The sequence below is a fragment of the Stenotrophomonas sp. YJH_SMC_12-1 genome (assembly GCF_059370935.1).
The window spans coordinates 303,098-328,236 of the sequence record NZ_JCAFUD010000006.1 but is presented as its reverse complement, the minus strand read 5'-3'; the positions used below and the strand labels follow the sequence as shown (position 1 = coordinate 328,236).

29 protein-coding genes are annotated in these 25,139 nt (G+C 66.8%); 20 read left to right on the top strand and 9 right to left on the bottom strand.

Annotated features, from left to right (window positions below):
- Window positions 1-32: 32 nt before the first annotated feature.
- The 3 genes from pgl to zwf are packed head-to-tail and all read right to left on the bottom strand — an operon-like array spanning window position 33 to window position 3,192.
- On the bottom strand, window positions 33-755 hold the full coding sequence (gene pgl / locus AC5P8Y_RS13480; RefSeq protein WP_005412970.1) for a 6-phosphogluconolactonase: 723 nt from the start codon (window positions 753-755) through the stop codon (window positions 33-35).
- Entirely contained in the window at window positions 752-1,759 is a 1,008-nt protein-coding gene (glk, locus tag AC5P8Y_RS13475; protein WP_005412971.1) for a glucokinase, read from the bottom strand. Before glk ends, pgl begins: the two co-directional genes overlap by 4 nt.
- On the bottom strand, window positions 1,756-3,192 hold the full coding sequence (zwf, locus tag AC5P8Y_RS13470) for a glucose-6-phosphate dehydrogenase (protein ID WP_005409072.1): 1,437 nt from the start codon (window positions 3,190-3,192) through the stop codon (window positions 1,756-1,758). Before zwf ends, glk begins: the two co-directional genes overlap by 4 nt.
- Before the next feature lie 352 nt (window positions 3,193-3,544).
- Here zwf and AC5P8Y_RS13465 point away from each other — a divergent pair, with 352 nt between their 5' ends.
- Window positions 3,545-4,627: an ABC transporter ATP-binding protein gene (locus tag AC5P8Y_RS13465; RefSeq protein ID WP_005409073.1), complete on the top strand. Its 1,083-nt coding sequence runs from the start codon at window positions 3,545-3,547 to the stop codon at window positions 4,625-4,627.
- Window positions 4,628-4,762: 135 nt separating this feature from the next.
- Here the strand turns inward: AC5P8Y_RS13465 and ygfZ are convergent, their stop codons facing one another.
- Window positions 4,763-5,638 (bottom strand): CAF17-like 4Fe-4S cluster assembly/insertion protein YgfZ, encoded by an 876-nt coding sequence (gene ygfZ / locus AC5P8Y_RS13460; protein ID WP_164133507.1) that lies wholly within the window; start codon window positions 5,636-5,638, stop codon window positions 4,763-4,765.
- Window positions 5,639-5,677: 39 nt separating this feature from the next.
- On the opposite strand from ygfZ, the gene AC5P8Y_RS13455 reads away from it, so the two are divergent.
- The 10 genes from AC5P8Y_RS13455 to AC5P8Y_RS13410 all read left to right on the top strand — a co-directional run bounded on the left by AC5P8Y_RS13455 (window position 5,678) and on the right by AC5P8Y_RS13410 (window position 12,743).
- The gene (locus AC5P8Y_RS13455) at window positions 5,678-5,848 is read left to right on the top strand and encodes a DUF1674 domain-containing protein (RefSeq protein ID WP_005409075.1); all 171 of its coding nucleotides are present in this window, start codon (window positions 5,678-5,680) and stop codon (window positions 5,846-5,848) included.
- A 56-nt stretch (window positions 5,849-5,904) separates the two neighbouring features.
- Window positions 5,905-6,297 (top strand): succinate dehydrogenase, cytochrome b556 subunit, encoded by a 393-nt coding sequence (sdhC, locus tag AC5P8Y_RS13450; protein WP_005409076.1) that lies wholly within the window; start codon window positions 5,905-5,907, stop codon window positions 6,295-6,297.
- Entirely contained in the window at window positions 6,294-6,680 is a 387-nt protein-coding gene (gene sdhD / locus AC5P8Y_RS13445) for a succinate dehydrogenase, hydrophobic membrane anchor protein (protein ID WP_005409077.1), read from the top strand. The genes sdhC and sdhD overlap by 4 nt, the downstream gene beginning before the upstream one ends.
- Window positions 6,681-6,711: 31 nt before the next feature.
- Window positions 6,712-8,502 (top strand): succinate dehydrogenase flavoprotein subunit, encoded by a 1,791-nt coding sequence (gene sdhA / locus AC5P8Y_RS13440; protein ID WP_111188464.1) that lies wholly within the window; start codon window positions 6,712-6,714, stop codon window positions 8,500-8,502.
- A 66-nt stretch (window positions 8,503-8,568) separates the two neighbouring features.
- Window positions 8,569-9,354 carry a succinate dehydrogenase iron-sulfur subunit gene (locus AC5P8Y_RS13435; RefSeq protein ID WP_005409079.1) on the top strand — a complete coding sequence of 262 codons (786 nt, stop codon included), beginning with the start codon at window positions 8,569-8,571 and terminating at the stop codon, window positions 9,352-9,354.
- 98 nt (window positions 9,355-9,452) lie between these two features.
- On the top strand, window positions 9,453-9,701 hold the full coding sequence (locus tag AC5P8Y_RS13430; RefSeq protein ID WP_005409080.1) for an FAD assembly factor SdhE: 249 nt from the start codon (window positions 9,453-9,455) through the stop codon (window positions 9,699-9,701).
- Entirely contained in the window at window positions 9,652-10,101 is a 450-nt protein-coding gene (locus tag AC5P8Y_RS13425; RefSeq protein ID WP_033833073.1) for a hypothetical protein, read from the top strand. The genes AC5P8Y_RS13430 and AC5P8Y_RS13425 overlap by 50 nt, the downstream gene beginning before the upstream one ends.
- A 23-nt stretch (window positions 10,102-10,124) precedes the next feature.
- On the top strand, window positions 10,125-11,366 hold the full coding sequence (locus tag AC5P8Y_RS13420; protein ID WP_005409082.1) for a lipoprotein-releasing ABC transporter permease subunit: 1,242 nt from the start codon (window positions 10,125-10,127) through the stop codon (window positions 11,364-11,366).
- Window positions 11,359-12,072: a lipoprotein-releasing ABC transporter ATP-binding protein LolD gene (gene lolD / locus AC5P8Y_RS13415; RefSeq protein WP_005409083.1), complete on the top strand. Its 714-nt coding sequence runs from the start codon at window positions 11,359-11,361 to the stop codon at window positions 12,070-12,072. The genes AC5P8Y_RS13420 and lolD overlap by 8 nt, the downstream gene beginning before the upstream one ends.
- A 221-nt stretch (window positions 12,073-12,293) precedes the next feature.
- The gene (locus AC5P8Y_RS13410; protein ID WP_111188462.1) at window positions 12,294-12,743 is read left to right on the top strand and encodes a DUF6491 family protein; all 450 of its coding nucleotides are present in this window, start codon (window positions 12,294-12,296) and stop codon (window positions 12,741-12,743) included.
- 74 nt (window positions 12,744-12,817) lie between these two features.
- Here the strand turns inward: AC5P8Y_RS13410 and AC5P8Y_RS13405 are convergent, their stop codons facing one another.
- The 3 genes from AC5P8Y_RS13405 to ftsY form a co-directional block, all read right to left on the bottom strand.
- Window positions 12,818-13,087: an oxidative damage protection protein gene (locus AC5P8Y_RS13405; protein WP_005409085.1), complete on the bottom strand. Its 270-nt coding sequence runs from the start codon at window positions 13,085-13,087 to the stop codon at window positions 12,818-12,820.
- Between the two features lie 5 nt (window positions 13,088-13,092).
- Window positions 13,093-14,217, bottom strand: coding sequence for an A/G-specific adenine glycosylase (gene mutY / locus AC5P8Y_RS13400; RefSeq protein WP_164133508.1), 1,125 nt, complete (start codon window positions 14,215-14,217; stop codon window positions 13,093-13,095).
- 84 nt (window positions 14,218-14,301) lie between these two features.
- The gene (ftsY, locus tag AC5P8Y_RS13395) at window positions 14,302-15,618 is read right to left on the bottom strand and encodes a signal recognition particle-docking protein FtsY (RefSeq protein WP_049402618.1); all 1,317 of its coding nucleotides are present in this window, start codon (window positions 15,616-15,618) and stop codon (window positions 14,302-14,304) included.
- Window positions 15,619-15,747: 129 nt separating this feature from the next.
- On the opposite strand from ftsY, the gene AC5P8Y_RS13390 reads away from it, so the two are divergent.
- Entirely contained in the window at window positions 15,748-16,047 is a 300-nt protein-coding gene (locus tag AC5P8Y_RS13390; protein ID WP_012479775.1) for a hypothetical protein, read from the top strand.
- Between the two features lie 197 nt (window positions 16,048-16,244).
- Here the strand turns inward: AC5P8Y_RS13390 and htpG are convergent, their stop codons facing one another.
- Window positions 16,245-18,137, bottom strand: a complete 1,893-nt coding sequence (gene htpG, locus AC5P8Y_RS13385; protein WP_164133509.1) for a molecular chaperone HtpG — start codon at window positions 18,135-18,137, stop codon at window positions 16,245-16,247.
- Window positions 18,138-18,789: 652 nt separating this feature from the next.
- On the opposite strand from htpG, the gene rsmD reads away from it, so the two are divergent.
- From rsmD to AC5P8Y_RS13355, 6 genes are all read left to right on the top strand, one after another.
- Entirely contained in the window at window positions 18,790-19,368 is a 579-nt protein-coding gene (gene rsmD / locus AC5P8Y_RS13380) for a 16S rRNA (guanine(966)-N(2))-methyltransferase RsmD (RefSeq protein ID WP_005409090.1), read from the top strand.
- A 26-nt stretch (window positions 19,369-19,394) separates the two neighbouring features.
- Window positions 19,395-19,904: a pantetheine-phosphate adenylyltransferase gene (gene coaD, locus AC5P8Y_RS13375; RefSeq protein WP_005409091.1), complete on the top strand. Its 510-nt coding sequence runs from the start codon at window positions 19,395-19,397 to the stop codon at window positions 19,902-19,904.
- A gap of 60 nt (window positions 19,905-19,964) precedes the next feature.
- The gene (locus tag AC5P8Y_RS13370; protein WP_005409092.1) at window positions 19,965-20,456 is read left to right on the top strand and encodes a hypothetical protein; all 492 of its coding nucleotides are present in this window, start codon (window positions 19,965-19,967) and stop codon (window positions 20,454-20,456) included.
- Between the two features lie 132 nt (window positions 20,457-20,588).
- The gene (locus tag AC5P8Y_RS13365; RefSeq protein WP_004153175.1) at window positions 20,589-20,870 is read left to right on the top strand and encodes a YfhL family 4Fe-4S dicluster ferredoxin; all 282 of its coding nucleotides are present in this window, start codon (window positions 20,589-20,591) and stop codon (window positions 20,868-20,870) included.
- Complete coding sequence (gene ggt / locus AC5P8Y_RS13360) at window positions 20,867-22,597, top strand: gamma-glutamyltransferase (protein ID WP_049395944.1); 1,731 nt, start codon at window positions 20,867-20,869, stop codon at window positions 22,595-22,597. The genes AC5P8Y_RS13365 and ggt overlap by 4 nt, the downstream gene beginning before the upstream one ends.
- Window positions 22,598-22,717: 120 nt before the next feature.
- Window positions 22,718-23,605, top strand: a complete 888-nt coding sequence (locus AC5P8Y_RS13355; protein WP_111188698.1) for an MBL fold metallo-hydrolase — start codon at window positions 22,718-22,720, stop codon at window positions 23,603-23,605.
- 269 nt (window positions 23,606-23,874) lie between these two features.
- Here the strand turns inward: AC5P8Y_RS13355 and AC5P8Y_RS13350 are convergent, their stop codons facing one another.
- On the bottom strand, window positions 23,875-24,168 hold the full coding sequence (locus AC5P8Y_RS13350; protein WP_005412985.1) for a PsiF family protein: 294 nt from the start codon (window positions 24,166-24,168) through the stop codon (window positions 23,875-23,877).
- Between the two features lie 60 nt (window positions 24,169-24,228).
- Here AC5P8Y_RS13350 and AC5P8Y_RS13345 point away from each other — a divergent pair, with 60 nt between their 5' ends.
- Window positions 24,229-24,654, top strand: coding sequence for an ArsR/SmtB family transcription factor (locus AC5P8Y_RS13345; protein WP_229295627.1), 426 nt, complete (start codon window positions 24,229-24,231; stop codon window positions 24,652-24,654).
- Window positions 24,635-25,114: an SRPBCC family protein gene (locus AC5P8Y_RS13340; protein WP_005409098.1), complete on the top strand. Its 480-nt coding sequence runs from the start codon at window positions 24,635-24,637 to the stop codon at window positions 25,112-25,114. Before AC5P8Y_RS13345 ends, AC5P8Y_RS13340 begins: the two co-directional genes overlap by 20 nt.
- The last annotated feature ends 25 nt before the right edge of the window (window positions 25,115-25,139 follow it).

Genomic DNA, 25,139 nt, shown 5'->3' with positions numbered 1-25,139 from the left:
AGGCAAGCGGCGGCAGGGCGCCGCCGCCGACATCAATCAGCCCAGTGGACGCGCAGCCGCGCGCCTTCCAGGTTGATCGCGTTGAGGATCGGGTACTGCTGGGCGTCGTTGCTGTCCAACGCCTGGCGCAGCACCTGCAGCTTCTGCTTGCCGCGCAGCAGCAGCAGGCGCTGGCGGCACTGGCGCAGCCCATGCGGGGTCAGCGTGATGCGCAGCGGCCACTGGTTCGCGCCCGGGCAGCCGGTGGCATCCAGCGCGGCGTAGGGCAGGGTGCTTTCCAGTGCGCGGGCCAGGTCCTTCGAGCCGGGGAACAGCGAGGCGGTGTGGCCGTCGTTGCCCATGCCCAGTGCCACCAGGCTCGGCGGCTGGCTGTGCTGGGCCTGCAGGTTGGCGGTGTACACGCATTCGGGCAGGGGTTTGCCAATGCGCACCAGCGGATCGAAATGCGCACCCTCGGCGCGCTTGAGCAGGTGCTCGCGCACCAGCCATGCGTTGCTGTCGCGATCCTGCGGCGACAGCCAGCGCTCGTCGGCCAGGCTCACTTCAACCCGGTCCCAGTGCACGTCCAGTTCGGCCAGCGCCTGGTAGACCGGTGCTGGCGTGGTGCCGCCGGACAACAGGATGCGGGCGCGGCCCACTTCATTGATGTCGTGGTTGAGGGTCTGCGCCATCTCGGCGGCTACCGCTTCGATCCAGCCGTCGGCATCGCCATGGTGGATGAACTCGACGCGGTCGTCGTGGAAGGTGGGGCTCATGCGGCAACTCCAGGTGCGTCACGTTCGGCATCGGCGGCATAGGCGGCGGCGCCCAGCAGTCCGGCATGGGGATGCATCACGGCCAGCGACGGCACCCGCGCCATGATCGAAGAGAACCGCCCCTTGTGTTCGAAGCGCTGGCGGAACCCGGAGTGCTGCAGCGAATCGAGCATCTTCGGGGTCAGTCCACCGGTGAGGAACACGCCGTCCCAGGCGCCTTGGGTCAGTACCAGGTCGCCGGCAATGGCGCCGAACACGGCGCAGAACACATCGACGGTGCGCATTGCCTGCGGATCGCCATGCAGGGCGCGGGCGGTCACGTCCACCGGCTGCAGTTGGCCCGGGTCGATACCGGCCATCTCGCACACCGCGCGATGGATGTTGACCAGGCCGGGGCCGCAGATCAGGCGCTCATTGGAGACGCGGCCGAACTGCTCGGACAGGATCTCCAGGATGCGGATCTCCTCCGGCGTTCCCGGCGGGAAGCTGACATGGCCGCCTTCGGTTTCCAGCGGGTAGCAGCGGCCGTGGCGCAGGATCAGGCCACCTACGCCGAGCCCGGTACCGGGCCCGATCACCGCATAGTTGCGTGGCTGGCCCGGCTTGCCCGGGACCCAGGCGGCGCCACCGACCTGGACCACGTCCTCGGGCTGCAGTAGCGAGATCGCCATTGCCTGTGCGGCGAAGTCGTTGATCAGGTGCAGCTCGTCGAAACCGAGCATCGCCGCGGTGCGGCTGCGCGAGATCACCCACGGATGATTGGTGATGCGTGCCTCGTCACCGTCTACGCGACCGGCCACCGCGAACACGCCGCGGCTGGCGGCAGCGCCGATCTGCTCAAGGTGATGGCGGGCGGCATCGCCAAGCGACGGGAACTCCGCCACTGCGTACTCGCGGATGCTCTCCTTCAGCAATGGCGCGTCCAGCGAGGTGTCGGCCAGGGCGAAGCGGGCGTTGGTGCCACCGATGTCGGCGACCAGCACCGGCTGCGAGTTGGCACTCATGCCGACGCCTCGCTGTCCGGTGCGTCCACGCCCTGCGGCAGGAACTCCGTTGCGTTGCTCGGGCCCCATTGGCCGGCGGGATAGGGTTCCAGCGGCAGCTTGGCCTCCTTCCAGGCGTCGGCCACGCTGTCGATCCACGCCCAGGCGGCGCGCACTTCGTCGTCACGCACGAACAAGGTGTGGTTGCCGTTGAACGCATCCAGGAACAGGCGTTCGTACGCGATGCGGCGATGCAGGCCGGTCGGCACCGACAGTTCCAGTTCCAGCGGATGCAGTTCCAGCGCACCCCATTCCGGGCCGGCCAGGCTGCTCATCAGGCCCAGTTCGATGTTCTCCTGCGGCTGCAGCTGGAACACCAGGCGGTTCGGTGCGGCCTGGGCGCGCTGCGGGCGCTCGAACAGCCAGTGGGTGACCGGCTTCAGCGTGACCACCACGCGGGTGGTGCGCTCGGGCAGGCGCTTGCCGGTGACCAAGTGGAACGGCACGCCGCTCCAGCGCCAGTTGTCGATGTGCGCGGTGACGCCGGCGAAGGTTTCCACGTCGCTGCCTTCCGGCGGCTGGTAGGCCTGCGCCGGCTGGCCGTTGATGGTGCCGGCGGTGTAGCGGCCGCGGATGCTGTCACGCGCGGCGTGCCTGGCATCGAGCGGACGCAGCGCGCGCAGCACCTTGACCTTCTCGTCGCGGATGCGATCGGCTTCCAGCGAGGCCGGCGGCTCCATCGCCACCATGCACAGCAGCTGCAGGATGTGGCTCTGCACCATGTCGCGCAGCGCGCCGGAGCGGGCGTAGTAGGCGTCGCGGCCATCCACGCCCTCGCTCTCGGCCACCAGGATGTGCACTGATTCGATGTAGTTGCGGTTCCATACCGCTTCCAGCAGCGTGTTACCGAAGCGCAGCGCGATCAGGTTCTGCACCGCGGCCTTGCCGAGGTAGTGGTCGAGGCGGAACACGCGGTCCTCGTCGATCCACTGGCCGATGGTGCTGATGATTTCCTCGGCGCTCTCGCTGTCGCTGCCGATCGGCTTCTCCAGCATCAGGCGTGCCGGCGCGGCGAGGGCGCCACCCTTGGCCAGGCCTTCGCAGGTGGAGATGTACAGGCCCGGCGGAATGGCCAGGTAGCTGACGCACTTGCGATGCACCAGATCGGAGACGGCGGCGGCGACCGAGTCGACGTCGCGCAGGTCGACCGAACGGTAGTCGATGCGGCGCAGCAGGCCGTTGATGTCGTCCTGCGAGGCCATCGGCATGGCCTGCTGCAGGCGCGGGCGCAGGATGTCATGGAAGGCTTCGGTGTCATGCCCGGACAACGCCAGTGCGCGGATGCGGAAGTCCTCCGGCAGCAGGCCGTCGCCAAGCAGGCGAAGCAGCGAAGGGAACAGGTAGCGCTGGGCCAGATCACCTGTGGCACCGAACAGGAAGAGGGTGTCGTGCATCGCTCGAGTTTCAGATCCGGGTGACATCGTTGTCAATCGCTTCATGGCTGGGTTCGGGGGACATCCGCGCAACTGCCTGTCCGAGGTTCGTTGGGGGCGTTCTCCGGGGCACCGGAAGACCGTTCCATTCGAAACCACTACCCCGGCGGAACCTTCGTTCAACCGCCGACGCAGATCGGTGCGCACCGATCATCGGATAGTGCCACGTGAAAACGTTTACATGGCAGAATGGGCAACTGTATTCGATTGCAGTGCTCGCCGTCATGCGGCAAGCGCGCAATCATCACTGCCATCGGGAGGGCCGAGGCAGTCCCAAAAGACAGCCCGGCTTCGGGCGGACCGGATAGGTGATATGGCAAAAGTGCAGTTGCAGGGTGTGCGCAAGGTCTATGACAACGGCCAGGTCGCGGTGAAGGACGCCACCTTCGAGGTCGCCGATGGCGAGCTGATGGTGCTGGTCGGTCCCTCCGGCTGTGGCAAGTCGACCCTGCTGCGGATGGTGGCTGGCCTGGAAGAGATCAGCGGCGGCACGCTGACCATCGGTGATCGCGTGGTCAACGATGTGGCGCCGAAGGATCGCGACATCGCGATGGTGTTCCAGAGCTACGCGCTGTACCCGCACATGACCGTGGCCGAGAACCTGGCCTTCGGCCTGAAGCTGCGCGGCCATGACAAGGCCACCATCGACAAGCGCATCGCCGAGGCGGCGCAGACGCTGGGCCTGACCGAGATGATGGACAAGCTGCCCAAGGCGATGTCCGGCGGCCAGCGCCAGCGTGTTGCGCTGGGCCGGGCGCTGGTGCGCGAGCCGGCGGTGTTCCTGCTTGACGAGCCGCTGTCCAATCTGGATGCCAAGCTGCGCCACAGCGTGCGTACCGAAATCGCGCAGCTGCACCGCAAGCTGGGCACGACCATGATCTATGTGACGCACGATCAGGTCGAGGCGATGACCCTGGGCCAGCGCATCGTGGTGCTGAAGGACGGCATCATCCAGCAGATCGATACGCCGATGGCGCTGTACGACCGTCCGGCCAATCTGTTCGTGGCCGGCTTCCTCGGCAGCCCGGCGATGAACGTTCTGCGCGGCACGCTGCAGGGCGATGCCGGCGGCGTGACCGTGGTCGACGGCGACTGGCGTGCACCGCTGGGCCAGGCCACGATCGATCCGGCGTGGCTGCAGAAGCCGATTGCGGTGGGCGTGCGTCCGGAGCACCTGCAGCCGGCCAGCGCCGATGATGCGCATGCGTTCACCGCGCGCATCGAAGGCATCGAGCCGGTCGGCAACGAGATCTTCGTGAACCTGAGCAGTGGCCAGCACGCGCTGACCATGCGCGTGGCGCCGCAGGCGCTGCCGGCGGTGGGCGAGCAGATCCGCGTGGCGATCCACCCGCAGGGCCTGCATTTCTTCAGCGCGGAAACCGGCGAGCGCCTGTAAGGGGTAGGGCCGGCCGCTGGTCGGCTATCTCAATCATGCGTGGTTGCCGGCCAGCGGCCGGCACTGCCATTCCTCCGCCGAAGGCGTGCGGACCGACGGTCCGCACCCACCAGTGCAGATCCCCACCAACCTGCTTCAGCGCGCCAACCCATCCAGCAACGGCACGCGCTGCGCGATGGCATCACCCACCTGCAGGTCAGCATCACCGGCCTCCAGTGGCAGCACCGCCAGTGCCAGGTCGCCGGCCACGCAGGCGATCGTGCCCAGCGCCGCGCCGTCCTGCTGCACGCCATCGCCGGCCTGCGCCGGTGCCGCGGTATGCAGCAGCTGCACCGCGCGCTTGGCCTTGCCGAGGAAGTGGGTGCGGGCGACGATTTCCTGGCCGGGATAGCAGCCCTTCTTCACGCTGTAGCCGTTCAGACGGTCCAGGCCCAGCTGCTGCGGGGTCCACACCTCGCGCTGGCCTTCTTCCAGCCGCGGCAGCCCGTAGCGCAGGTCGGCCTGGCGCCAGGCCAGGGCGAAAGCGGCCTCATCGGTTTCGCTGCCGGCCGCAAAGGCATCGGCGGCGCCAGTGCGCAGGGTGCGCGGCAGGGCATCGCTGCCCAGGTCCAGTTCCCAGCCATCACCTGCGGCCTGCGCAATCGCAGCGCCGCTGGCGGCCTCGGGCGCAGTGAACGCCCCGGCCGCCGCCAGATCGTCGCGTACCAGCACCTTCACCTTGCGGCGGAACACGAAGCGCTGCAGTTGCGACGCAATCGCATCGGCATCGCCATCCGCCAGCACCAGCATCAGGTGGTCGTCGGCCAACCGCAGCAGCTGGAACACCGCCAGGGTGCGGCCCTTGGCGCTCAACCAGGCACTCCACTGCCAGTGCAGCAGGGGCAGGGCGGTGACATCGCTGCTGAACTGGGCGTGGGCAAAGACAGCCGCATCCGGGCCCTGCAGGCTCAGCAGCTGGTGGCCGGGCAGGCGCGGATATCCGACGAAAGCAGGGGGCAGGTTGTCAGGCACGTGAACGAGGTCTAAAATTTGTGCGTTGCGAGACCGAACATGATAGGCCAAACAACCCCCACTCCCGACGACGAATCTGAAGCCCCGCTGGTCCCCGCGGCACCCGTGCCCGTGGAGCAGGAAAAAGCAGAAGAATTCGGCGGCCGCGGCGGACTTGATCCGGTGCGGTATGGCGATTGGGAGAAAAACGGACGCTGCATCGATTTCTGATCAGCATTGAGCCAACGCGGCCGCGTGCCGCCCAGCCGAGACAACGAGCCCAGCGAATGGCGACCAGACAACGCCCACTTTCCCCGCACCTTCAGGTGTATCGCTGGCAGATTCAGATGGCCACCTCGATCCTGCATCGAGCCACTGGCGTCTTTCTGTCTGTTGGTGCCCTCATCATCGCTGCCGGCCTGCTGGCCCTGATGATGGGGCCCGAGTCCTGGAACTGCTTCACCGGCCATGCCGGGGCCTGGTATGGCCGCGTGTTCCTGTTCGCGTGGACATGGTCGTTCGCCTATCACCTGTGCAATGGCATCCGCCATGTGGTGCAGGACTTCGCCATCGGCTTCAGCATCCCCGCCTTCATCCGCAGCAGCTGGCTGTCGGTCACCGGCAGCCTGGTGATCACCCTGCTGGTGTGGGCCTATGTGATGTTCGGAGGTGCCGCGTGAGCAAGTTCCGTACCCCGTTGAAGAACGTGCGTGGCCTTGGCTCGGCCAAGACCGGCACCGAGCACTTCGTGCATCAGCGCCTGACTGCCGCCGCGCTGGTGGTGCTGGGTATCTGGTTCCTGGTCTTCGTGCTGGGCCTGCTGGGCTCGGACTACGCGACCGCCGCCGCCGCCGTGGCCAAGCCGTGGAACGCAGTGCCGCTGATCGGCCTGCTGATCGCCATGTTCTGGCACGCGCAGCTCGGCATGCAGGTCGTGCTGGAAGACTACATCCACGAATCGCTGCTGGCCCTGGTGCTGCAGACCGCGGTGAAGTTCGTCGCCGTGCTCGGCATGATCGTCAGTGTGTTTGCGGTGGGCCGCATCGCCCTCGGCGTTGCCTGAGCCCAGGCACCAACACAGGAATCCAGATTAGATGTCCGCTTACAAGATCACCGAACACAAGTACGACATGGTCGTGGTCGGCGCCGGCGGCGCCGGCCTGCGCGCCACGTTCGGCCTGGCCGCCAAGGGCCTGCAGACCGTGTGCCTGACCAAGGTCTTCCCGACCCGTTCGCACACCGTTGCCGCCCAGGGCGGTATCTCGGCCGCACTCGCCAACATGGGCGAAGACGATTGGCGCTACCACTTCTTCGACACCATCAAGGGGTCGGACTGGCTGGGCGACCAGGACGCCATCGAATACATGTGCCGTGAGGCCATCCCGGCCATCATCGAGCTCGAACACTACGGCGTGCCGTTCTCGCGCACCGCCGAAGGCAAGATCTACCAGCGTCCGTTCGGTGGCATGACCACCAAGTACGGCGAAGGCCCGGCGGCGCAGCGTACCTGCGCGGCGGCCGACCGTACCGGCCACGCGATGCTGCACACCCTGTACCAGCAGTCGCTGAAGCACGATGCGCGCTTCATGATCGAGTACTTCGCGCTCGACCTGATCTTCGACGACGAAGGCGCCTGCCGCGGCGTGCTGGCCCTGGACATGTCCGACGGCACCCTGCACCTGTTCCGCGCCCAGGGCGTGGTACTGGCCACCGGCGGCTACGGCCGTGCCTACTTCAGCGCCACCTCGGCGCACACCTGCACCGGCGACGGTGGCGGCCTGGCCATGCGTGCCGGCATCGCCATGCAGGACATGGAGTTCGTGCAGTTCCACCCGACCGGCATCTACGGCGCCGGCTGCCTGATCACCGAGGGTGTCCGCGGTGAAGGTGGCATCCTGCGCAACAGCAGCGGCGAGCGCTTCATGGAGCGCTACGCGCCGCACTACAAGGACCTGGCCTCGCGCGACGTGGTCAGCCGTTCGATGACCATCGAGATCCGCGAAGGCCGCGGCGTCGGCGAGCACAAGGACCACATCCTGCTCGACCTGACCCACCTCGGCCCGGGCGTGATCGACGACAAGCTGCCGGGCATCGCCGAAAGCGCCCGCATCTTTGCCGGCGTCGACGTGCACAAGCAGCCGATCCCGGTCATCCCGACCGTGCACTACAACATGGGCGGCATCCCGACCAACTACCACGGCGAAGTGGTGCAGAAGGTCGGCGACGACGACAATGCCGTGGTGCCGGGCCTGTACGCCATCGGTGAAGCGGCCTGCGTGTCCGTGCACGGCGCCAACCGACTGGGCTCGAACTCGCTGCTGGACCTGGTGGTGTTCGGTCGTGCGGTGGCCAACCGCTGCGCCGAGACCATCAAGCCGGGCGCGGCGCACAAGCCGCTGCCGGCCGATGCCTGCGACAAGGCGCTGGGCCTGCTGGACAAGCTGCGCCACGCCAACGGCGATACCCCGACCTCGGTCATCCGTGATCGCATGCAGCGCACCATGCAGGCCGACGCCGCCGTCTTCCGCACCAGCCAGACGCTGAAGGAAGGCTGCGAGAAGATGGACAAGATCTTCGACTCGTTCCAGGACGTGAAGGTCTCCGACCGTTCGCTGGTCTGGAACTCGGACCTGATCGAGACCTACGAGCTGAACAACCTGCTGCTCAACGCGGTGGCGACGATCAACTCGGCCGAACAGCGCAAGGAAAGCCGTGGTGCGCATGCGCACGAGGACTATCCGGACCGCGACGACGTCAACTGGCAGAAGCACACCCTGGTCAGCGTCGACGAGAAGGGCAAGTGCAGCTTCGACTACCGTCCGGTGCACATGTACACGTTGACCGACGACGTGTCCGTGGTGCCGCCGAAGCCGCGCGTGTACTGATCCGACCCCGCCTACCATGCAATCCGCGCCCAAGGGCGCGGGCCGCCTGAGCCAACGAGAGCAGCCATGGCCGAGTTTTCACTCCCCAAGAATTCCAAGATCACGAAGGGCAAGCACTTCCCCGTCAAGAACGGCGGCAAGAACGTGCGCACCTTCAAGATCTACCGCTGGAGTCCGGACGACGACAGCAACCCGCGCACCGATACCTATGAAGTCGATCTGGACGCCTGTGGCCCGATGGTCCTGGACGCCCTGATCAAGATCAAGAACGAGATCGACCCGACCCTGACCTTCCGCCGCTCGTGCCGCGAAGGCATCTGTGGTTCGTGCGCGATGAACATCGACGGCACCAACACCCTGGCCTGTACCCGAGCCATCTCGGACTGCGGCAAGAAGGAAGTGCCGATCTACCCGCTGCCGCACATGAACGTGGTGAAGGATCTGGTTCCGGACCTGACCCACTTCTACGCGCAGTACGCCTCGATCAAGCCGTGGATCCGCACCCAGACCCCGGCACCGCCGGACCGTGAGCGCCTGCAGTCGCCGGAAGACCGCAAGAAGCTGGACGGCCTGTACGAGTGCATCCTGTGCGCCTGCTGCTCGACCAGCTGCCCGAGCTACTGGTGGAACGGCGAGCGTTACCTGGGCCCGGCGATCCTGCTGCAGGCCTACCGCTGGATCATCGACTCGCGCGATGAGGACACCGGTGCGCGCCTGGACGATCTGGAAGATCCGTTCAAGCTGTACCGCTGCCACACCATCATGAACTGCGCCCGGACCTGCCCGAAGGGCCTGAACCCGGCGCTGGCGATCGCCGAGATCAAGAAACTGATGATGGAACGCCGCGCCTGATCGGCTCTGGCCGTACCCGGTAGAGCCACGCCATGCGTGGCTGTGCCACCCCAGTAGAGCCACGCCATGCGTGGCTTTGCTGTATCTGGAGAAACACGATGGAAGAAGACGTTCTGCTGAAGAAGCTGCGCTGGCGCTGCCGCCGCGGCATGCGTGAGCTGGACCAGCTGTTCGGCCGTTATCTCGACCACGAATGGAGCACTGCGCCGACCGAGGAGCGCGAGGTTTTCCTGTTCCTGCTCGACTGCGAGGACGATAAGTTGTGGCGCTGGTTCATGGGCTATGAGGCCTGCCCGCATGCGCACGCGATCCCCCTCATGCAGAAGATCCTCGCCCTCAAGCCTTGAGTGGCGCCCCTCGCGGCTGCAGGCCGCCGCCCAGCTGGCGGTGCTGCTGGCCGCACCCTGGCTGCTGCGCGCATCGGATCTGCCGCCCCGGCTGCTGACGCCGGCGGTGTTGCTGGCCTGGGGCATCGGGTTGGCCGAACTGGCCTGGCGCCAGCGCAGGCCATGCGTGCAGGTGCTTCTGCCGGTACCGCCCGAGCTGCTGCAGGTGGCCGGGCAGGACGTCGATGCACCACAACTGGTCGTGCGTGGGCCATGGCTGTTGTTGCTCTGGCGTGAGGATCGGCGCCGCCGGCGCCTGCTGTTCTGGCCCGATGTGCTCGATTCCAGGCAGCGACGTGAACTGCGACTGGCCGTGGCCGCACGCGGCGTTTCCCGTAGGCCCCGGTCGATGGCACCATAAGCTGAATTGACCGGCGTGCCTGCATGTTCAAACCCATTCCCGTGGCCATTGGCCTGCGCTACCTGCGCGCCAAGCGCCGCAACGGCTTCATCTCCTTCATCTCGATGGCATCGATCCTGGGCATCGCGCTCGGCGTTACGGTGCTGATCACCACCCTGGCGGTGATGAGCGGTTTCCAGAAGGAAATCCGCAGCCGCCTGCTGCAGATGACCGCGCACACCACCATCAGCCGCGACGGCGAGCCGATGCCGGACTGGATGCGCGTGGTGGACGTTGCCCGCAAGGACCCGCGCGTGGCCGGTGCCGCGCCGTACATCGAGATCCAGTCGATGATCAGCGGCCCGCGCGTGCAGGGCGCAATCATCCAGGGCATCGATCCGGCGCTGGAGCCGAAGGTGTCGGTGATCGACAAGAAGGTCACCAAGGGCAGCTATGACAGCCTCAAGCCGGGCAGCTTCAACGTGCTGCTGGGCAAAGAGCTGGCGGTCTGGCTGGGCGTGGACGTTGGCGACCAGGTGCTGGTGACCTTTGCAGAAGTGCAGGGCACGCCTGCTGGCGCAGTGCCGCGGATGAAACGCTTCACCGTCAGCGGCATCTTCGAGGCCGGCTACAACGAGGTCGACCGCGGCGTCGGCTTCGCCAACATGCAGGACCTGGAGCGCGTGCTGCGTTCCGATGGCGCTACCGGCGTGCGGCTGAAACTGCACGACATGGACCGCTCGCTGGAAGTGGGCGTGGACCTGGCGCAGAGCCTCGGCGGCGCGTACCGGGTAAGTGACTGGACCCAGCAGAACGCCAACCTCTACCACTCGCTGCGCATGGAGAAGGTAGTGATGGGCATCCTGCTGTCGCTGATCATCGCCATGGGCGCTTTCAACCTGGTGTCGTCGCAGGTGATGCTGGTCACCGACAAGCAGGCCGACATCGCCATCCTGCGCACCCTTGGCCTGACTCCGGGCGGGGTGATGCAGGTGTTCATGGTGCAGGGTTCGCTGATCGGCATCTTCGGCACGCTGGCCGGCCTGATCGGCGGCATCACCCTGACCCTCAACCTGGAACGCATCCTCGGTGCCATCGAGAGCGTGTTCAACGTCAAGCTGCTGCCGGAGGATGTGTACTACATCACCGGCCTGCCGACCGACATGCAGACCGGCGACGTGGTGGCGATCACCGTGGTCGCGCTGCTGATGAGCTTCCTGGCCACCCTGTATCCCGCCTGGCGGGCAGCGCGCACCCAGCCGGCGGAGGCCCTGCGTTATGAATAAGGTCTTCAACCGCGGCGACGAAGTGATCCGCGCCGAAGCACTGGGCAAGACCTACGCCGAAGGGCGCATGCAGACCCCGGTGTTCGATGGCCTGGACCTGACCGTGACCGCCGGCGAGACGGTGGCGATCATCGGTGCCTCCGGCGCCGGCAAGAGCACGCTGCTGCACCTGCTGGGCGGCCTGGACATTCCAACCGCCGGCGAGGTCTACGTGACCGGGCAGCGCATGTCGGCGCTGTCGGATACCGCGCGCGGTCTGCTGCGCAACCAGGCGCTGGGCTTCGTCTACCAGTTCCATCACCTGCTGCCGGAGTTCACCGCGCTGGAAAACGTGATGATGCCGGTACTGCTGGCTGGCACTGCGGTAGCAGAAGCGAGCAGCCGGGCCACCACGCTGCTGGAAGCGGTCGGCCTCGGCCACCGCCTGGATCACAAGCCGGGCGAGCTGTCTGGTGGTGAGCGGCAGCGTGCTGCGGTGGCGCGGGCACTGGTCAATCACCCAGCCTGCGTGCTGGGTGACGAGCCGACCGGCAACCTGGATGACCGCACGGCCGCCACGGTGTTCGAGCTGATGCTGGAACTGAATCGTGCGCGCCACACCAGCCTGGTGCTGGTCACCCACGACCGCAGCCTGGCGCGCCGCCTCGACCGGGTGCTGGAGCTGCGCGAAGGGCGCTTGCACGCACTGGCCCACGCGGACGTCTGAGGCGCCGGGGCCGCTTTGGTGGAAGCCGACCCTGGTCGGCTGCTCCTGCGGGGCAGGCGCCAACCAAGGTTGGTGACTTCCGGAATCCGGGGCCTTGGGTCTGCTTTGGTAGAGGTCGGCCTTGGTCGACCGCCGACCAGCGCCTGAATGGGGCTGTCGGTCGTCGCGCCGCCGTTGCCGGCCCGGGCGCATGATGGCGACAGTTCCCCGAGGAGATCGCCATGAAGACCCCGTTCCTGGTGGCCGGACTCTGCTTGGCGCTGGCCGCGTGTGCGACCACTGGCCGGCTCAGCAGCGCCGATAAGCTTGGCCTGTACCGTGCCCATGCCGGTGCGCCGCAGAACGACATGCAGTTCTTCGGCACCCTCAATGGCTGGACCGAGCTGGGTGACAGCGCGCTTGCGGTATGGACGCGTCCCAGCGAGGCCTACCTGCTGGAGCTGAGGGGGCCCTGCCAGGACCTGCCATATGCCACCGCCATCGGCCTGACCAGCCAGATGAATCGTGTTTCGGCGCGTTTCGACAAGGTGCTGGTGCGCGACCCTACCGGCGGCCCGCGCCTGCCGTGCTTCATCGACAGCATCCGCAAGCTCGATGTGAAGGCACTACGCGCATCCGAGCAGGAGCTGCGCCAGGCGCAGGTGCAGGAGCGCGTGGAAAACACGAAATAGCGCGGTCGTGCCGGCCGCTGGCCGGCATCGCGCAGATGCCAGGTTGCCGGCCAGCGCCCGGCACTACCTGTGCGTCAGGCTTCCGGAGTGAAGCCGGCCGGCTTTTGCGCGTCCTTCTCGAACAGGAACTTGACCAGTTCGCCTTCAAGGAACGCGCGATGTTCCGGCGTACGCGGCGACAGGCGGTTCTCGTTGATCAGCATGGTCTGGTGCGCCAGCCACGCAGCCCAGGCCTGCTTGCCGATGTTGTTGAAGATGCGCTGGCCCAGCTCGCCGGGGTAGGGCACGAAGTCCAGGCCCTCGGCATCGCGTTGTTCGTACTGGCAGAAGACGGTTCGGGGCATGGCACTCACTCGTGGTTGCGGGGTTTCTTGGAAGTTCGTTTTGGCGTCTTGATCGTCGCGCCGTCGAGCAGTTTGCGGATCGGCGCGGGCAGGCCCAGCGCGCGCAGTTCATCGTAGGCGACCCAGCGCAACGTGGGTTCTTCCACGCGCAGGCCGTTCACCTGGCGCGACAGTACCTGCAGGTGCAGCCTGTAGTGACTGAAGGTGTGCTGCAGCACTGGCAGCTCCTCGGCGTCTTCCAGCGAACCTTCAACATGCGCATCGAACCAGTCCTGCAGGTCGCTGCCAGCCTCGGCCTGCGGCAGCGTCCACAGCTGCGCCCAGATGCCGGTGTCCGGCCGCTTCTGCAGCAGCACGCGCTGCTGGGGGTCGCGCAGCATCAGGGCCACTGCTTCGCGCTCGGGCAGGGTCTTGCTGGGCTTGGGCGTGGGTAGTTCAGCGGTGCGGCCTTCGCGGCGCGCCACGCACGCGTCCTGCAGCGGGCAGATCACGCAGGCGGGTCTGGCGCGGCTGCACACGGTCGCGCCCAGGTCCATCTGCGCCTGGGTGTAATCGGCCATGCGTCCGGCCGGCACCTGCGCCACGTGCGCCTCGGCGATCGCCCACAACTGCTTCTCGATGGCCGGAAGGCCCGGGAAGCCGTCGATGCCGTGGTAGCGGCTGAGCACCCGCTTGACGTTGCCATCGAGGATCGCGAACGGGTCGTTCCAGGCCTGGCTGAGGATCGCACCGGCGGTGCTGCGGCCGATGCCGGGCAGGGCATGCAGTGCGTCGAAGTCACGTGGCAGGTCGCCGTCGTGCAGTTCCACGCAGCGCTTGGCTGCCGCGTGCAGGTTGCGTGCGCGGGCGTAGTAGCCGAGCCCGGCCCACTGCGCCATCACCGCGTCATTGCTGGCGGCGGCGAGGTCGGGCAGGGTCGGGAAGTGCTGCAGGAACCGCTGGAAGTACGGGATGACCGTACTCACCTGGGTCTGCTGCAGCATGATTTCCGACAACCAGACCCGATAGGGGCTGCGCGGATGCTGCCAGGGCAGGTCGTGGCGGCCGTGGTCGTCGAACCAATGCAGCAGGTGGGCGACGAAGTCGTCGGTCTGCGTGGTTCCGGCGCTGGCGTGCGGCTGGCGGGGCATCGGTATTCCGGAGGTGGGCAGCCACCGATGGGGTGGCTCTACCGGGCTGCAGTAGAGCCACGCCAAGCGTGGCTGCACGGTCTATCAGGCACCCAGCGCTTCGGGCAGCAGGGCGTCAACGAAGGCTTCCGGATCGAATACGCGCAGGTCTTCCGGGCGCTCGCCGATGCCGGCGAAACGGATCGGAATGCCGAACTCGCGGGCCAGCGCGAACACCACGCCGCCCTTGGCAGTGCCGTCCAGCTTGGTCACCACCAGGCCGGTCACGTTCACCGCAGCGTTGAACTGGCGCAGCTGCGACAGCGCATTCTGGCCGGTGGTGCCGTCGATCACCATCAGTACTTCGTGCGGTGCAGTGGCGTCGATCTTGCCGAGCACGCGGCGGATCTTGCCCAGCTCGTTCATCAGGCCGGACTGGGTGTGCAGGCGGCCGGCGGTATCGGCGATCAGCACCGAGGTGCCGCGGGCCTTGCCGGCCTGCAGCGCATCGAATGCCACCGAAGCGGCATCGGCGTTCTGCCCTTGGGCGACTACGGCCACGCCGTTGCGTTCGCCCCAGGCCTGCAGCTGTGCGACGGCGGCGGCGCGGAAGGTGTCGCCGGCGGCCAGCATCAGGCTGTGGCCTTCATCCTTGAAACGCTTGGCCAGCTTGCCGATGGTGGTGGTCTTGCCAACGCCGTTGACGCCGACGGTCAGCACCACGAAGGGCTTGGCGTTGCGGTCGATCACCAGCGGCTTGGCCACCGGCTGCAGGATCGCGATCAGCTCGGCACGCAGCGCGGCCAGCAGCGCATTTGCATCTGCGAACTCGCGCGACTTCATGCGCTTGCGCAGGCCCTCGACCAGGTCGGTGGTGGCACCCACGCCGACGTCGGCGGTGATCAGGGCGGTTTCCAGCTCGTCCAGCAGGTCGTCGTCGAGTTTTGGGTTGCGCGAGAACAGGCCACCGAAGCTGCGCGCGATGACGCTGTTGCGCAGGCGTTCGCGCCAGCCGGGCTTGCCGGCAGGTGCCGGAGCAGCGTCGACCGAGGCGGCAGCAGGCAGGTCGTCGGTGACCGGTGCCGGGGTGGGCTCGGGCAGCGGTGCGGGTGCCGGTTCGATGGCCGGGGTCGCGATGGGGGCGACGTCAATCTGCGCCGTGGGCGCAGGAGCTGCCGGAACTGGTGCGGCTGGGGCCGGAATCACCGGGGTGGGCTCGACAGCGACCGGAACGGCGGTTGCCGGGGGCGGCTCGACCGGTGCAGGCTCGGCCGGTACGGCTACCGGTGCCGGCTCCTTGTCCTCGACCGGCGCGGCCGACGGAAACGCCGCCGCCAGCTCTTCAGCCGAGTAGTGCTGGGTCTTGGGTGCCTCCGTTGCGGGGGCATCCTGGGGCTTCTTGCGGCGGAAAAAACTGAGCATTGGCAAAAGGCGCTGAAATCAGAGGGATATGCTACCACTCGGGCCTGTCAGGCCGATGTGGACTCAAGGTCGCGGCCGGCCGGCCGTTAACCGGTCCGGAGGGCTGCGCAGGGCGGTCCGGAGACCGCCATGAACAACGTGATGGGAATCGCCCTCGGCGGGATGCGTGCGGCCCAGCAGGGCGTGCAGGTGGCTGCGCACAACGTGGCCAACCTGGCGACTCCCGATGCCCAGCGCCTGCAGCTGCAGCGTAGTACGGTGGAGCAGGGTGGGGTGCAGGCTGCGGTGACCCCTACCGGCGCCGATGTCAGTGCACCACTGGGTGATCTGCTGGCAGCGAAAGCCGAGGTGGTGGCTTTCGCTTCCAACGCCGCGGTGATCCGACGCCAGGACCAGATGCTGGGCTCGCTGCTGGATCGCGAGGCCTGAGCCGCCCGGCCTTGGTGGGTGTCAACCTTGATTGACACGCTCGACCCGCCTGGTAGGTGCCAATCCTGATTGGCACTCACCACCCGCCCCGGTAGGTGCCAACCTTGGTTGGCACGCTTTTTGGGCGCCAACCAAGGTTGGCTTCTACCAGAGCATCGCCCGGTAAGCCGGGCCATGCCCGGCGGCCACCTTGTCGATCAGGCCGACAGCTCCAGCAGCAGCTTGTTCAGGCGCGCCACATAGGCGCCCGGATCCTTCAGGCTGTCGCCGGCGGCCAATGCAGCCTGGTCGAACAGCACCCGGCCCAGATCGTCGAAACGCGCGCCATCGGCTTCAGCATCCAGCTTGGCGATCAGCGGATGGCCCGGGTTGATCTCCAGCACCGGCTTGCTGTCGGGCACCTTCTGCCCGCTGGCTTCCAGGATCTGGCGCATCTGCAGGCCCAGGTCCTGTTCGCCGATGGCCAGCACCGCCGGTGAATCGGTCAGGCGGTGCGAGACGCGCACGTCGGCCACGTCATCGCCCAGCACCGTCTTCAGTCGCTCGACCAGGCCCCGCTTGTCCTTGGCCGCTGCTTCCTGTTCCTGCTTGTCCGCTTCGGTTTCCAGCGCGCCCAGGTCGAGGTCGCCGCGGGCGATGTCGACGAAACCCTTGCCGTCGAAATCGGTCAGGTAGCCCATCAGCCACTCGTCGATGCGGTCGGTCAGCAGCAGCACTTCCACGCCCTTCTTGCGGAACACTTCCAGGTGCGGGCTGTTGCGCACCTGGCTGTAGCTCTCGCCGGTCAGGTAGTAGATCTTGTCCTGGCCTTCGGCCATGCGGCCGAGGTAGTCAGCCAGCGACACGCTCTGCGCATCGCCGTCGCCACGGGTAGAGGCGAAGCGCAGCAGGCCGGCCACCTTCTCGCGGTTGTTGTAGTCCTCGGCCGGGCCTTCCTTCAGCACCTGGCCGAATTCCTTCCAGAACGTGGCGTACTGCTCCGGCTTGTCTGTGGCCAGCTTTTCCAGCATGTCCAGCGAGCGCTTGGTCAGCGCGGCCTTCATCGAATCGATGACCGGGCCGGACTGCAGGATCTCGCGCGAGACGTTCAGCGACAGGTCGTTGGAATCGACCACGCCCTTGATGAAGCGCAGGTACAGCGGCAGGAACTGCTCGGCCTGGTCCATCACGAACACGCGCTGCACGTACAGCTTCAGGCCCTTGGGGGCATCGCGGTGATACAGGTCGAACGGCGCGCGGCCGGGCACGTACAGCAGCGAGGTGTATTCCAGCTTGCCTTCGACCTTGTTGTGGCTCCATGCCAGCGGATCGCTGTGGTCGTGTGCCACGTGCTTGTAGAACTCGGTGTACTCGGCGTCGCTGATCTCGGTGCGCGGGCGGGTCCACAGCGCGCTGGCGCGATTGACGGTTTCCCATTCGACCGCGGCGCCTTCTTCGCCACCTTCCTTCGGCATCTGGATCGGCAGGCCGATATGGTCCGAATACTTCTTGAGGATGCCGCGCAGGCGCCAGCCATCGGCGAAATCGTGCTCGCCGTCCTTCAGGTGCAGCACGATGCGGGTGCCGCGCTCGGCCTTGTCGATGGTGGCCACTTCGAAATCGCCTTCGCCGCGCGAGGTCCAGCGCACGCCTTCGCCTGCAGCCAGGCCGGCGCGGCGCGAGGTCACTTCCACTTGGTCTGCAACGATGAAGGCACTGTAGAAGCCGACGCCGAACTGGCCGATCAGCTGCGAATCCTTTTTCTGGTCGCCGGACAGCTGGCGGAGGAAATCGCCGGTGCCGGACTTGGCGATCGTGCCGAGATGGGCAATGGCTTCGGCGCGGCTCATGCCGATGCCGTTGTCTTCGATGGTGATGGTGTGGGCGGCGGGGTCGAAGCTGACGCGCACGCGCAGCTCGCTGTCACCTTCAAGCAGGGCCGGCTGGGTCAGGGCCTCGAAGCGCAGCTTGTCGGCAGCGTCAGCGGCGTTGGAGACCAGCTCGCGCAGGAAGATCTCCTTGTTGGAGTACAGCGAGTGGATCATCAGCTGCAGCAGCTGCTTGACTTCGGTCTGGAAGCCAAGGGTTTCGGTCTGGGTGGTCTCGGTCATCGATAGGGCTCCATGTGCAATGCCGCGCCAGCGCGTGCGGCCTCGCCAAGGGGTATGGCTGATTGTCCCGAAATCAAGGGGTTGGTCGGCAGGGCTTGCAGCCCTGCACCTGCAGAGGCCGAAGCAACAGCAACATCAACAGCAGCAGCGGGCTATCCGTGGGATGGCGGGGCGGTGTGGGTTGGCAGGACACGCCGTGAACCCATCCATGGGGGCTCGATGGCGCCATCCATGGCGCCAACGGTCCTGCCAACCCACACCGCCCCGCCTCTGACAGGTTCACGCGGCTGTTGGCAGGTGTCGACCTTGGTCGACACATCTGTCAGATATCGATACATCAAATGGGATCAGATCCGTTTTCCGCAGGAAAACGGATCTGATCCCAAGAGACCTTCCGGCAGATCGCAGGAAACTGTCGAAGGCGGGGTGGGGCAGGTTGTGGGGGTGTCCGCGGCATGGATGCCGCGGCCAAGCCCCCATGGACGGGTTTACGGCGTCCCCCACAACTTGGCCCACCCCGCCTACCCACAGGAAACCAGCTTTTGCCGTTGCTCTGGCTGTTGCTTCGGCCTCTGCGGGTTCCGGGCGCCGCCCGGACGACTACAATCCCGCTCATGCTGAAATTCTCGAATGAACCCCGCCGGGGGCGCCTGTGAGCGGCCGTGGGGGCAATGACGGCCAGGTCCGCATCATCGGCGGTCGCTGGCGCAATACCCGCCTGCCGGTGCCGACCCTGCCGGGGCTGCGGCCCAGCAGTGACCGCGTGCGCGAGACCCTTTTCAACTGGTTGATGCCCAGACTGGGCGGCGCGCGGGTGCTGGACCTGTTCGCCGGCAGTGGCGCGCTGGGCCTGGAGGCGGTCTCGCGCGGTGCTGCCCACGCCACCCTGGTCGAGCGCGACGCGCAGCTGGGACGCAACCTGACCGCGGCCGTTGCCAAGCTCCAGGCCGCCGATCAGATCACCGTGGTGCAGGCCGATGCCCTGCGCTGGCTGCAGGGCGCGCCCGCGCAGCAGGCCGATCTGGTCTTCATCGACCCGCCGTTCGCCGATGGCCTGTGGCAGGACGTGCTGGCGCAGCTGCCGCGGCACCTGGCCGCCGATGCCTGGCTGTACCTGGAATCGCCGGCCGGCCACGTGCCGGTGCTGCCGCCGGAGTGGCTGCTGCACCGCGAGGGCGGCACCCGCGAGGTGCGCTTTGCCCTCTACCGCCGCGCCACTGCTACACTTTGACCTCATCTGAACATCTGCATCCGCCCATGACCGTGGCCAACCGCCGCATTGCCGTCTATCCCGGCACGTTCGACCCGATCACCAACGGTCATATCGACCTGGTCAGCCGGGCCGCGCCGCTGTTTGAAAAGGTCGTGGTGGGCGTGGCGCAGAGCCCGTCCAAGGGCCCGGCGCTACCGCTGGAGCAGCGCGTGCAGCTGGCACGTGGCGCACTGGGCCACCATGGCAACGTCGAGGTCATCGGCTTCGACACCCTGCTGGCCCATTTCGTCCGTTCGGTCCAGGGCGGGGTGCTGCTGCGCGGCCTGCGCGCGGTGTCCGACTTCGAGTACGAGTTCCAGATGGCCAGCATGAACCGCCACCTGATCCCCGAGGTCGAGACCCTGTTCCTGACCCCGGCCGAGCAGCACAGCTTCATTTCGTCCTCGCTGGTCCGCGAGATCGCGCGCCTGGGCGGCGACGTGTCCGGTTTCGTGCCGGCCGCGGTGCTCGAAGCCCTGCGCAAGGTCCGCGAAGCGAAGGCGGCACAGTCGTAAGTCCTGCTGTACCCGCACCCCATTACGCACAACACCACGCACCATTCCGGGAGGAAACCCATGAACACCACCATGCGCGCGATGCTGATCGCTTCGTTGGCCCTGGCCTTCACCGCCTGCAAGAAGGAAGAGGCCGCTCCGGTCGACGAGGCCAAGCAGGCCCTGGTCGCCCCGGCCAAGGACGACGATGCGGGCTGGAAGAAGTACCTGCAGGAAGTGGCCATCCAGAACATGGGCAACATCACCAACAGCCCGTTCCTGTACTACCTCTCCCCGGAATCGGACCCGGACTTCCAGGCCAAGTACGAGCGCCAGACCGAGAGCGCGACCCAGGCCGTGGCCCGTGGCGTGCAGCCGGGCAACATGCTGGCCTTCGGTTCGTCGGCCTCGGGCAAAATGGCTGACATGATCCAGGCCGTGTTCAAGGACGTGTCGCCGGATTCGATGAAGGGCGTGCGCGTCGTCTTCATCGGCCAGTCGGCCGACAACGCCCGCGTTCAGGCTGCGATCCAGCCGACCGGTGCCGAGTACATTTTCGTCGAAGCCAAGTAAGACCGAGCCATGGCGGCCATGCTCCGGCATGGCCCGGGCGGCGTCCTGCAAGGGCGCCGCTGATGACCTGACCGGCCCGCGCGCCCGCGCTGGCCGGTCCTTTGTCCCAAGGCGCGGGCGAGGAGTATCGCCGTGTCGCTGAAAATCAACGAGCTCTGCGTCAACTGCGACGTCTGCGAGCCGGCCTGCCCGAACCAGGCCATTGCGATGGGTGAAACCATCTACGTGATCGACCCTGCGCGCTGCACCGAATGCGTGGGTCATTTCGATGAGCCACAGTGCGTGGTCGTCTGCCCGGTCGAGTGCATCGATCCGGACCCGGAGATCGTGGAAACGGAAGACCAGCTGCTGGCCAAGCTGCGCCAGCTGCAGCACGATCACCCCGAACTCTACGCGGAGCCCCCATCCGAATGAAGACGCTGATCGTCCGCCCCCTGTTGCTGCTCGGCCTGCTGCTGAGCCCGATCGCCTGGGCCGACAGCCCGGCCCGTGCCGAGCGCCCCGACGGCGCGGCCATTGCCAGCGGCCACGCGCTGGCCACCCAGGCCGGCATCGACATCCTGGCGCAGGGCGGCAACGCCTTCGACGCCGCGGTGGCGGTATCGTCCACGCTGGCGGTGGTCGAGCCGATCAGTTCCGGGCTGGGTGGCGGTGGCTTCTTCCTGCTGCACGACGCGGCCACCGGCAAGGACGTGATGCTGGACGCGCGCGAGACCGCGCCGGCCGCGGCAACGCCGCAGGCCTTCCTCGACAAGCAGGGCAACCTCGACCGTGACCGCTCGGTCAACGGTGCGTGGTCGGCCGGTATTCCGGGCCTACCTGCGGCGCTGGTCGAGCTGTCGGCCAGGCACGGCAAGCTGCCGCTGTCTGCATCGCTGCAGCCGGCGATCCGCATCGCGCGCGAAGGCTTCCCGGTCTACGACCGCATGGCCAAGGGCTATGCCTCTCGCCGTGAGGTGATGGAGCGCTATCCCGGCACCCGTGAGGTCTACCTGCGCAACGGCAAGCCGATCACCAGCGGTGACCTGTTCAAGCAGCCGGAGCTGGCACAGACGCTGGAGCGCTTGGCCGCAGGTGGCTTCGATGGCTTCTACAAGGGCCAGACCGGAAAGCTGTTGCTGGCCGGCGTGAAGCAGGCCGGCGGCCAGTGGACCGCTGAAGAGCTGGCCGGCTATCGCGTGAAGCAGCGCGAACCGATCGTGTTCAACTACAACGGCTGGAAGATCACCACCGCTCCGCCGCCGTCGTCCGGTGGCATCGCGCTGGCCAGCATGCTGCAGATCCTGGAAGGCTGGGACATCAACAAGATGGACCCGGCGCACCGCACCCACCTGGTGGTGGAGTCGATGCGCCGTGCCTACCGCGACCGCACCTTCTTCCTCGGCGATCCGGACTTCGTGCAGATCCCGCAGAAAGTGCTGACCAGCAAGGACTACGCACAGGGCCTGCGGGCGACCATCCATCCGGAGAAGGCCACGCCCAGCGACCTGCTGTCGGGCAACCCGACGCCGCTGGAAGATGACGAGACCACGCACTTCTCGATCATCGACCGTGACGGCAACCGGGTCGGCGCGACCCAGACCGTCAACCTGCTGTACGGCTCGGGGCTGATTCCGAAGGGCACCGGCGTGCTGCTGAACAACGAGATGGACGACTTCGCGCTGAAGCCGGGCACGCCCAACGCGTTCGGCGTGATGGGCTACGAGGCCAATGCGCCGAAGGCGGGCAAGCGCATGCTCAGCTCGATGACCCCGACCTTCATGGAGAACGCCGACAAGGTGGTGGTGCTGGGCACCCCGGGTGGCAGCCGCATCATCACCATGGTGCTGCTGGGCATCCTCGGCTACGACGCCGGCCTGGACGCGCAGCAGGTTGCCGCGCTGCCGCGCTACCACCACCAGTGGTTGCCGGACCTGATCGAAGCCGAGGACGATGCATTCGACGCGGCCACGGTGAAGCAGCTGCAGGCGATGGGTCACAAGATCGACCTGCCGGGCAATGTGGCCGCCGGGGGCCGCGGGTCCAGCCACGTGTGGGGCAACCTGCAGACCGTGGAATGGGACCGGAAGGCCAACAAGCTGTTTGGCGGCAGCGACCCGCGCAACCCGGTGGGCAGCGCCCTGGTCGTGCCGGCACGCTGATCCGGTCGTGCCGGCCGCTGGCCGCCAATCTGGCTGTTTACCGAAACCCCGCCCTTGACGGCGGGGTTTTCTGTTTCCTTTCTAGCGATTATTTAACGAGCCGGCGCCGATAATCGACACATGAAACTCTGGTCTATTCGTGGAAACTCGCAGCGCCTCGACGGCGGCGCGATGTTCGGCAACGCGCCGCGCGCGTTGTGGGAAAAATGGGCGGCACCGGACGAGCTCAATCGCATCGAGCTGGCCTGCCGTGCGCTGCTTGCCAGCCCGCTGGAAGGCAAGACCGTGCTGTTTGAAACCGGTATCGGGGCGTTCTTCGATCCGCGCATGCGTGAGCGCTATGGCGTGCAGGAAAGCCAGCACGTACTGATCGATTCGTTGCGCGAAGCAGGTTTCGAGCACGAGGACATTGATGTCGTCGTGCTCAGCCACCTGCATTTCGATCATGCCGGTGGCCTGCTGGCGGCATGGAGCGAAGGGCGTGAGCCGGAACTGCTGTTCCCCAATGCGACCTATGTGGTCGGTGCGCAGCATTGGCAGCGCGCCATGCAGCCGCATCCGCGCGACCGTGCCAGCTTCATTCCGGAGCTGCCTGGCCTGCTGCAGGCCAGCGGTCGCCTGGAAGTGGTGGACGGCGAGTATTCGAAGGTTCTGGGTCGCAGCGTTCGCTTCAGCTACAGCGATGGCCACACGCCGGGGTTGATGCTGGCCGAGATCGTCGGCCACGCGCACGCCGGCGAAGATGCGCACGGCGGGGTGGTGTTCTGTGCCGACCTGATCCCGGGGCGCTCATGGGTACACGTGCCGATCACCATGGGCTACGACCGCAATGCCGAGCTCCTGATCGACGAGAAGCGGCAGTTCCTTGAGGACAAGCTGGCGCGCAACGTGCATCTGTTTTTCACCCACGACCCGCAGGTGGCGCTGGCGCAGCTGGGTCTCGATGACAAGGGGCGTTTCGTGACCCTGCACGAGCAGGGTGAACTGAAGGCGCGCGCGCTGGGGTGAGGGGTGTTGTCGGCAGGGCTTGCAGCCCTGCACCTGCACGACGGCAACGTCAACGTCAAAAGCGGGCTATCCGTGGGGTGGCGGGGCGGTGTCGGATTGCGGGGACGCCGCAAGTACGTCCCTGTAGGCTTGGCCGCCGCATCCATGCGGCGGACACCCCGCAATCCGACACCGCCCCGCCTCTGACAGATGGCTGCGATTTGTCGGGGTCGGATCCCGTTGCTGCGCAACGGGCTCTGCCCCCATTCGATTGAACTGGACGAGCGATGCTACGACGCCTTCAGGCAGCTGCTCATGAAGGTCTTGCGCGCGTCACCGGCCAGCTTCTTGGCACCCGCGTCAGCATTGCACTTGCGCATGCGTTCCTGTTGCGCGTTGGCCGGCTTGGCTTCGGCAGCGTGGCCACTGAGGCAGGAACTCTGCGCGGTCTTGTAGGCGTCACCCTTCAAGCCCTTGTTCTTGGCCGAGCAGTCGGCCATGCGCTGCTGCTGCGGCGTGGTGGCATTGGCAGCCAGGGGCAGGCCGACCAGCAGGACAGCGGCCAGCAGGAAAGAAGCTTTCATCGAGAGCACTCCAAGCGGTGGCGGGTGCGCGGAGCATTGGCCTGCAGGCAGCAAGGCCACGTGAAGAATCGTGCCTCGGCAGCGACCGCTTGCAGGGGCATTCAGATCGGCGTATTACTTAGCCATATGGGTAAGTATGATCCCGCCATTCAAGACGTGTTCCAGGCACTGGCCGACCCCACCCGATGCGCGATCGTGGCGGCGCTGGGGCAGGGGCCGCGCACGGTGTCGACCTTGGCCGAGCCTTTTGAGATGGCCTTGCCCTCGCTGATGAAGCATCTGGCCGTGCTGGAGCGCAGTGGCGTGGTGCGCAGCCGCAAGCAGGGGCGTGTACGCACCTGCGAACTGGTGCCGGAACGGTTGGGCCAGGCCGAGCAATGGCTGGCCGCGCAGCGCGTCGTGTGGGCAGCGCGCGCCGACCGCATGGTCGAGTTTGTCGAAACCCTTCACCGACAGGAGCAGGCCCATGGCCGTAGACGCAGGTAGCAACCCCGAGACCGATCTGGTCATCAGTCGCGTACTGAACGCACCGCGCGCCGCCCTGTGGCGGGCGTGGACCGACCCGGAGCTGCTGCGCCAGTGGTGGTGCCCGAAGCCGTGGTCCACCGAAGTGCGTGCCTTCGACCTGCGCCCGGGCGGCGCCTTCCACACCTTCATGCAGGGCCCCGACGGCGGCAGCAGTGACAACCCGGGCAGCTTTCTGGAGATCGTGCCGCAGCAGCGTCTGGTGTTCACCTCGATGCTGGGCCCGGGCTGGCGGCCGCAGTCACCGTGGCTGGGCTTCACCGCCATCATCTCGATGGAGGATGAGGGCCAGGGCTGTCGTTACACCGCGCAGGTGATGCACCCGGACAAGGCCCTGCGCGACCAGCATGAGCAGATGGGCTTCTTCGACGGCTGGAACACCGTCATCGGCCAGCTGGAAGCGTTCGCGGCCGGCCTGTAGGCCGGCATCCGGGGTGGGGTCAGAG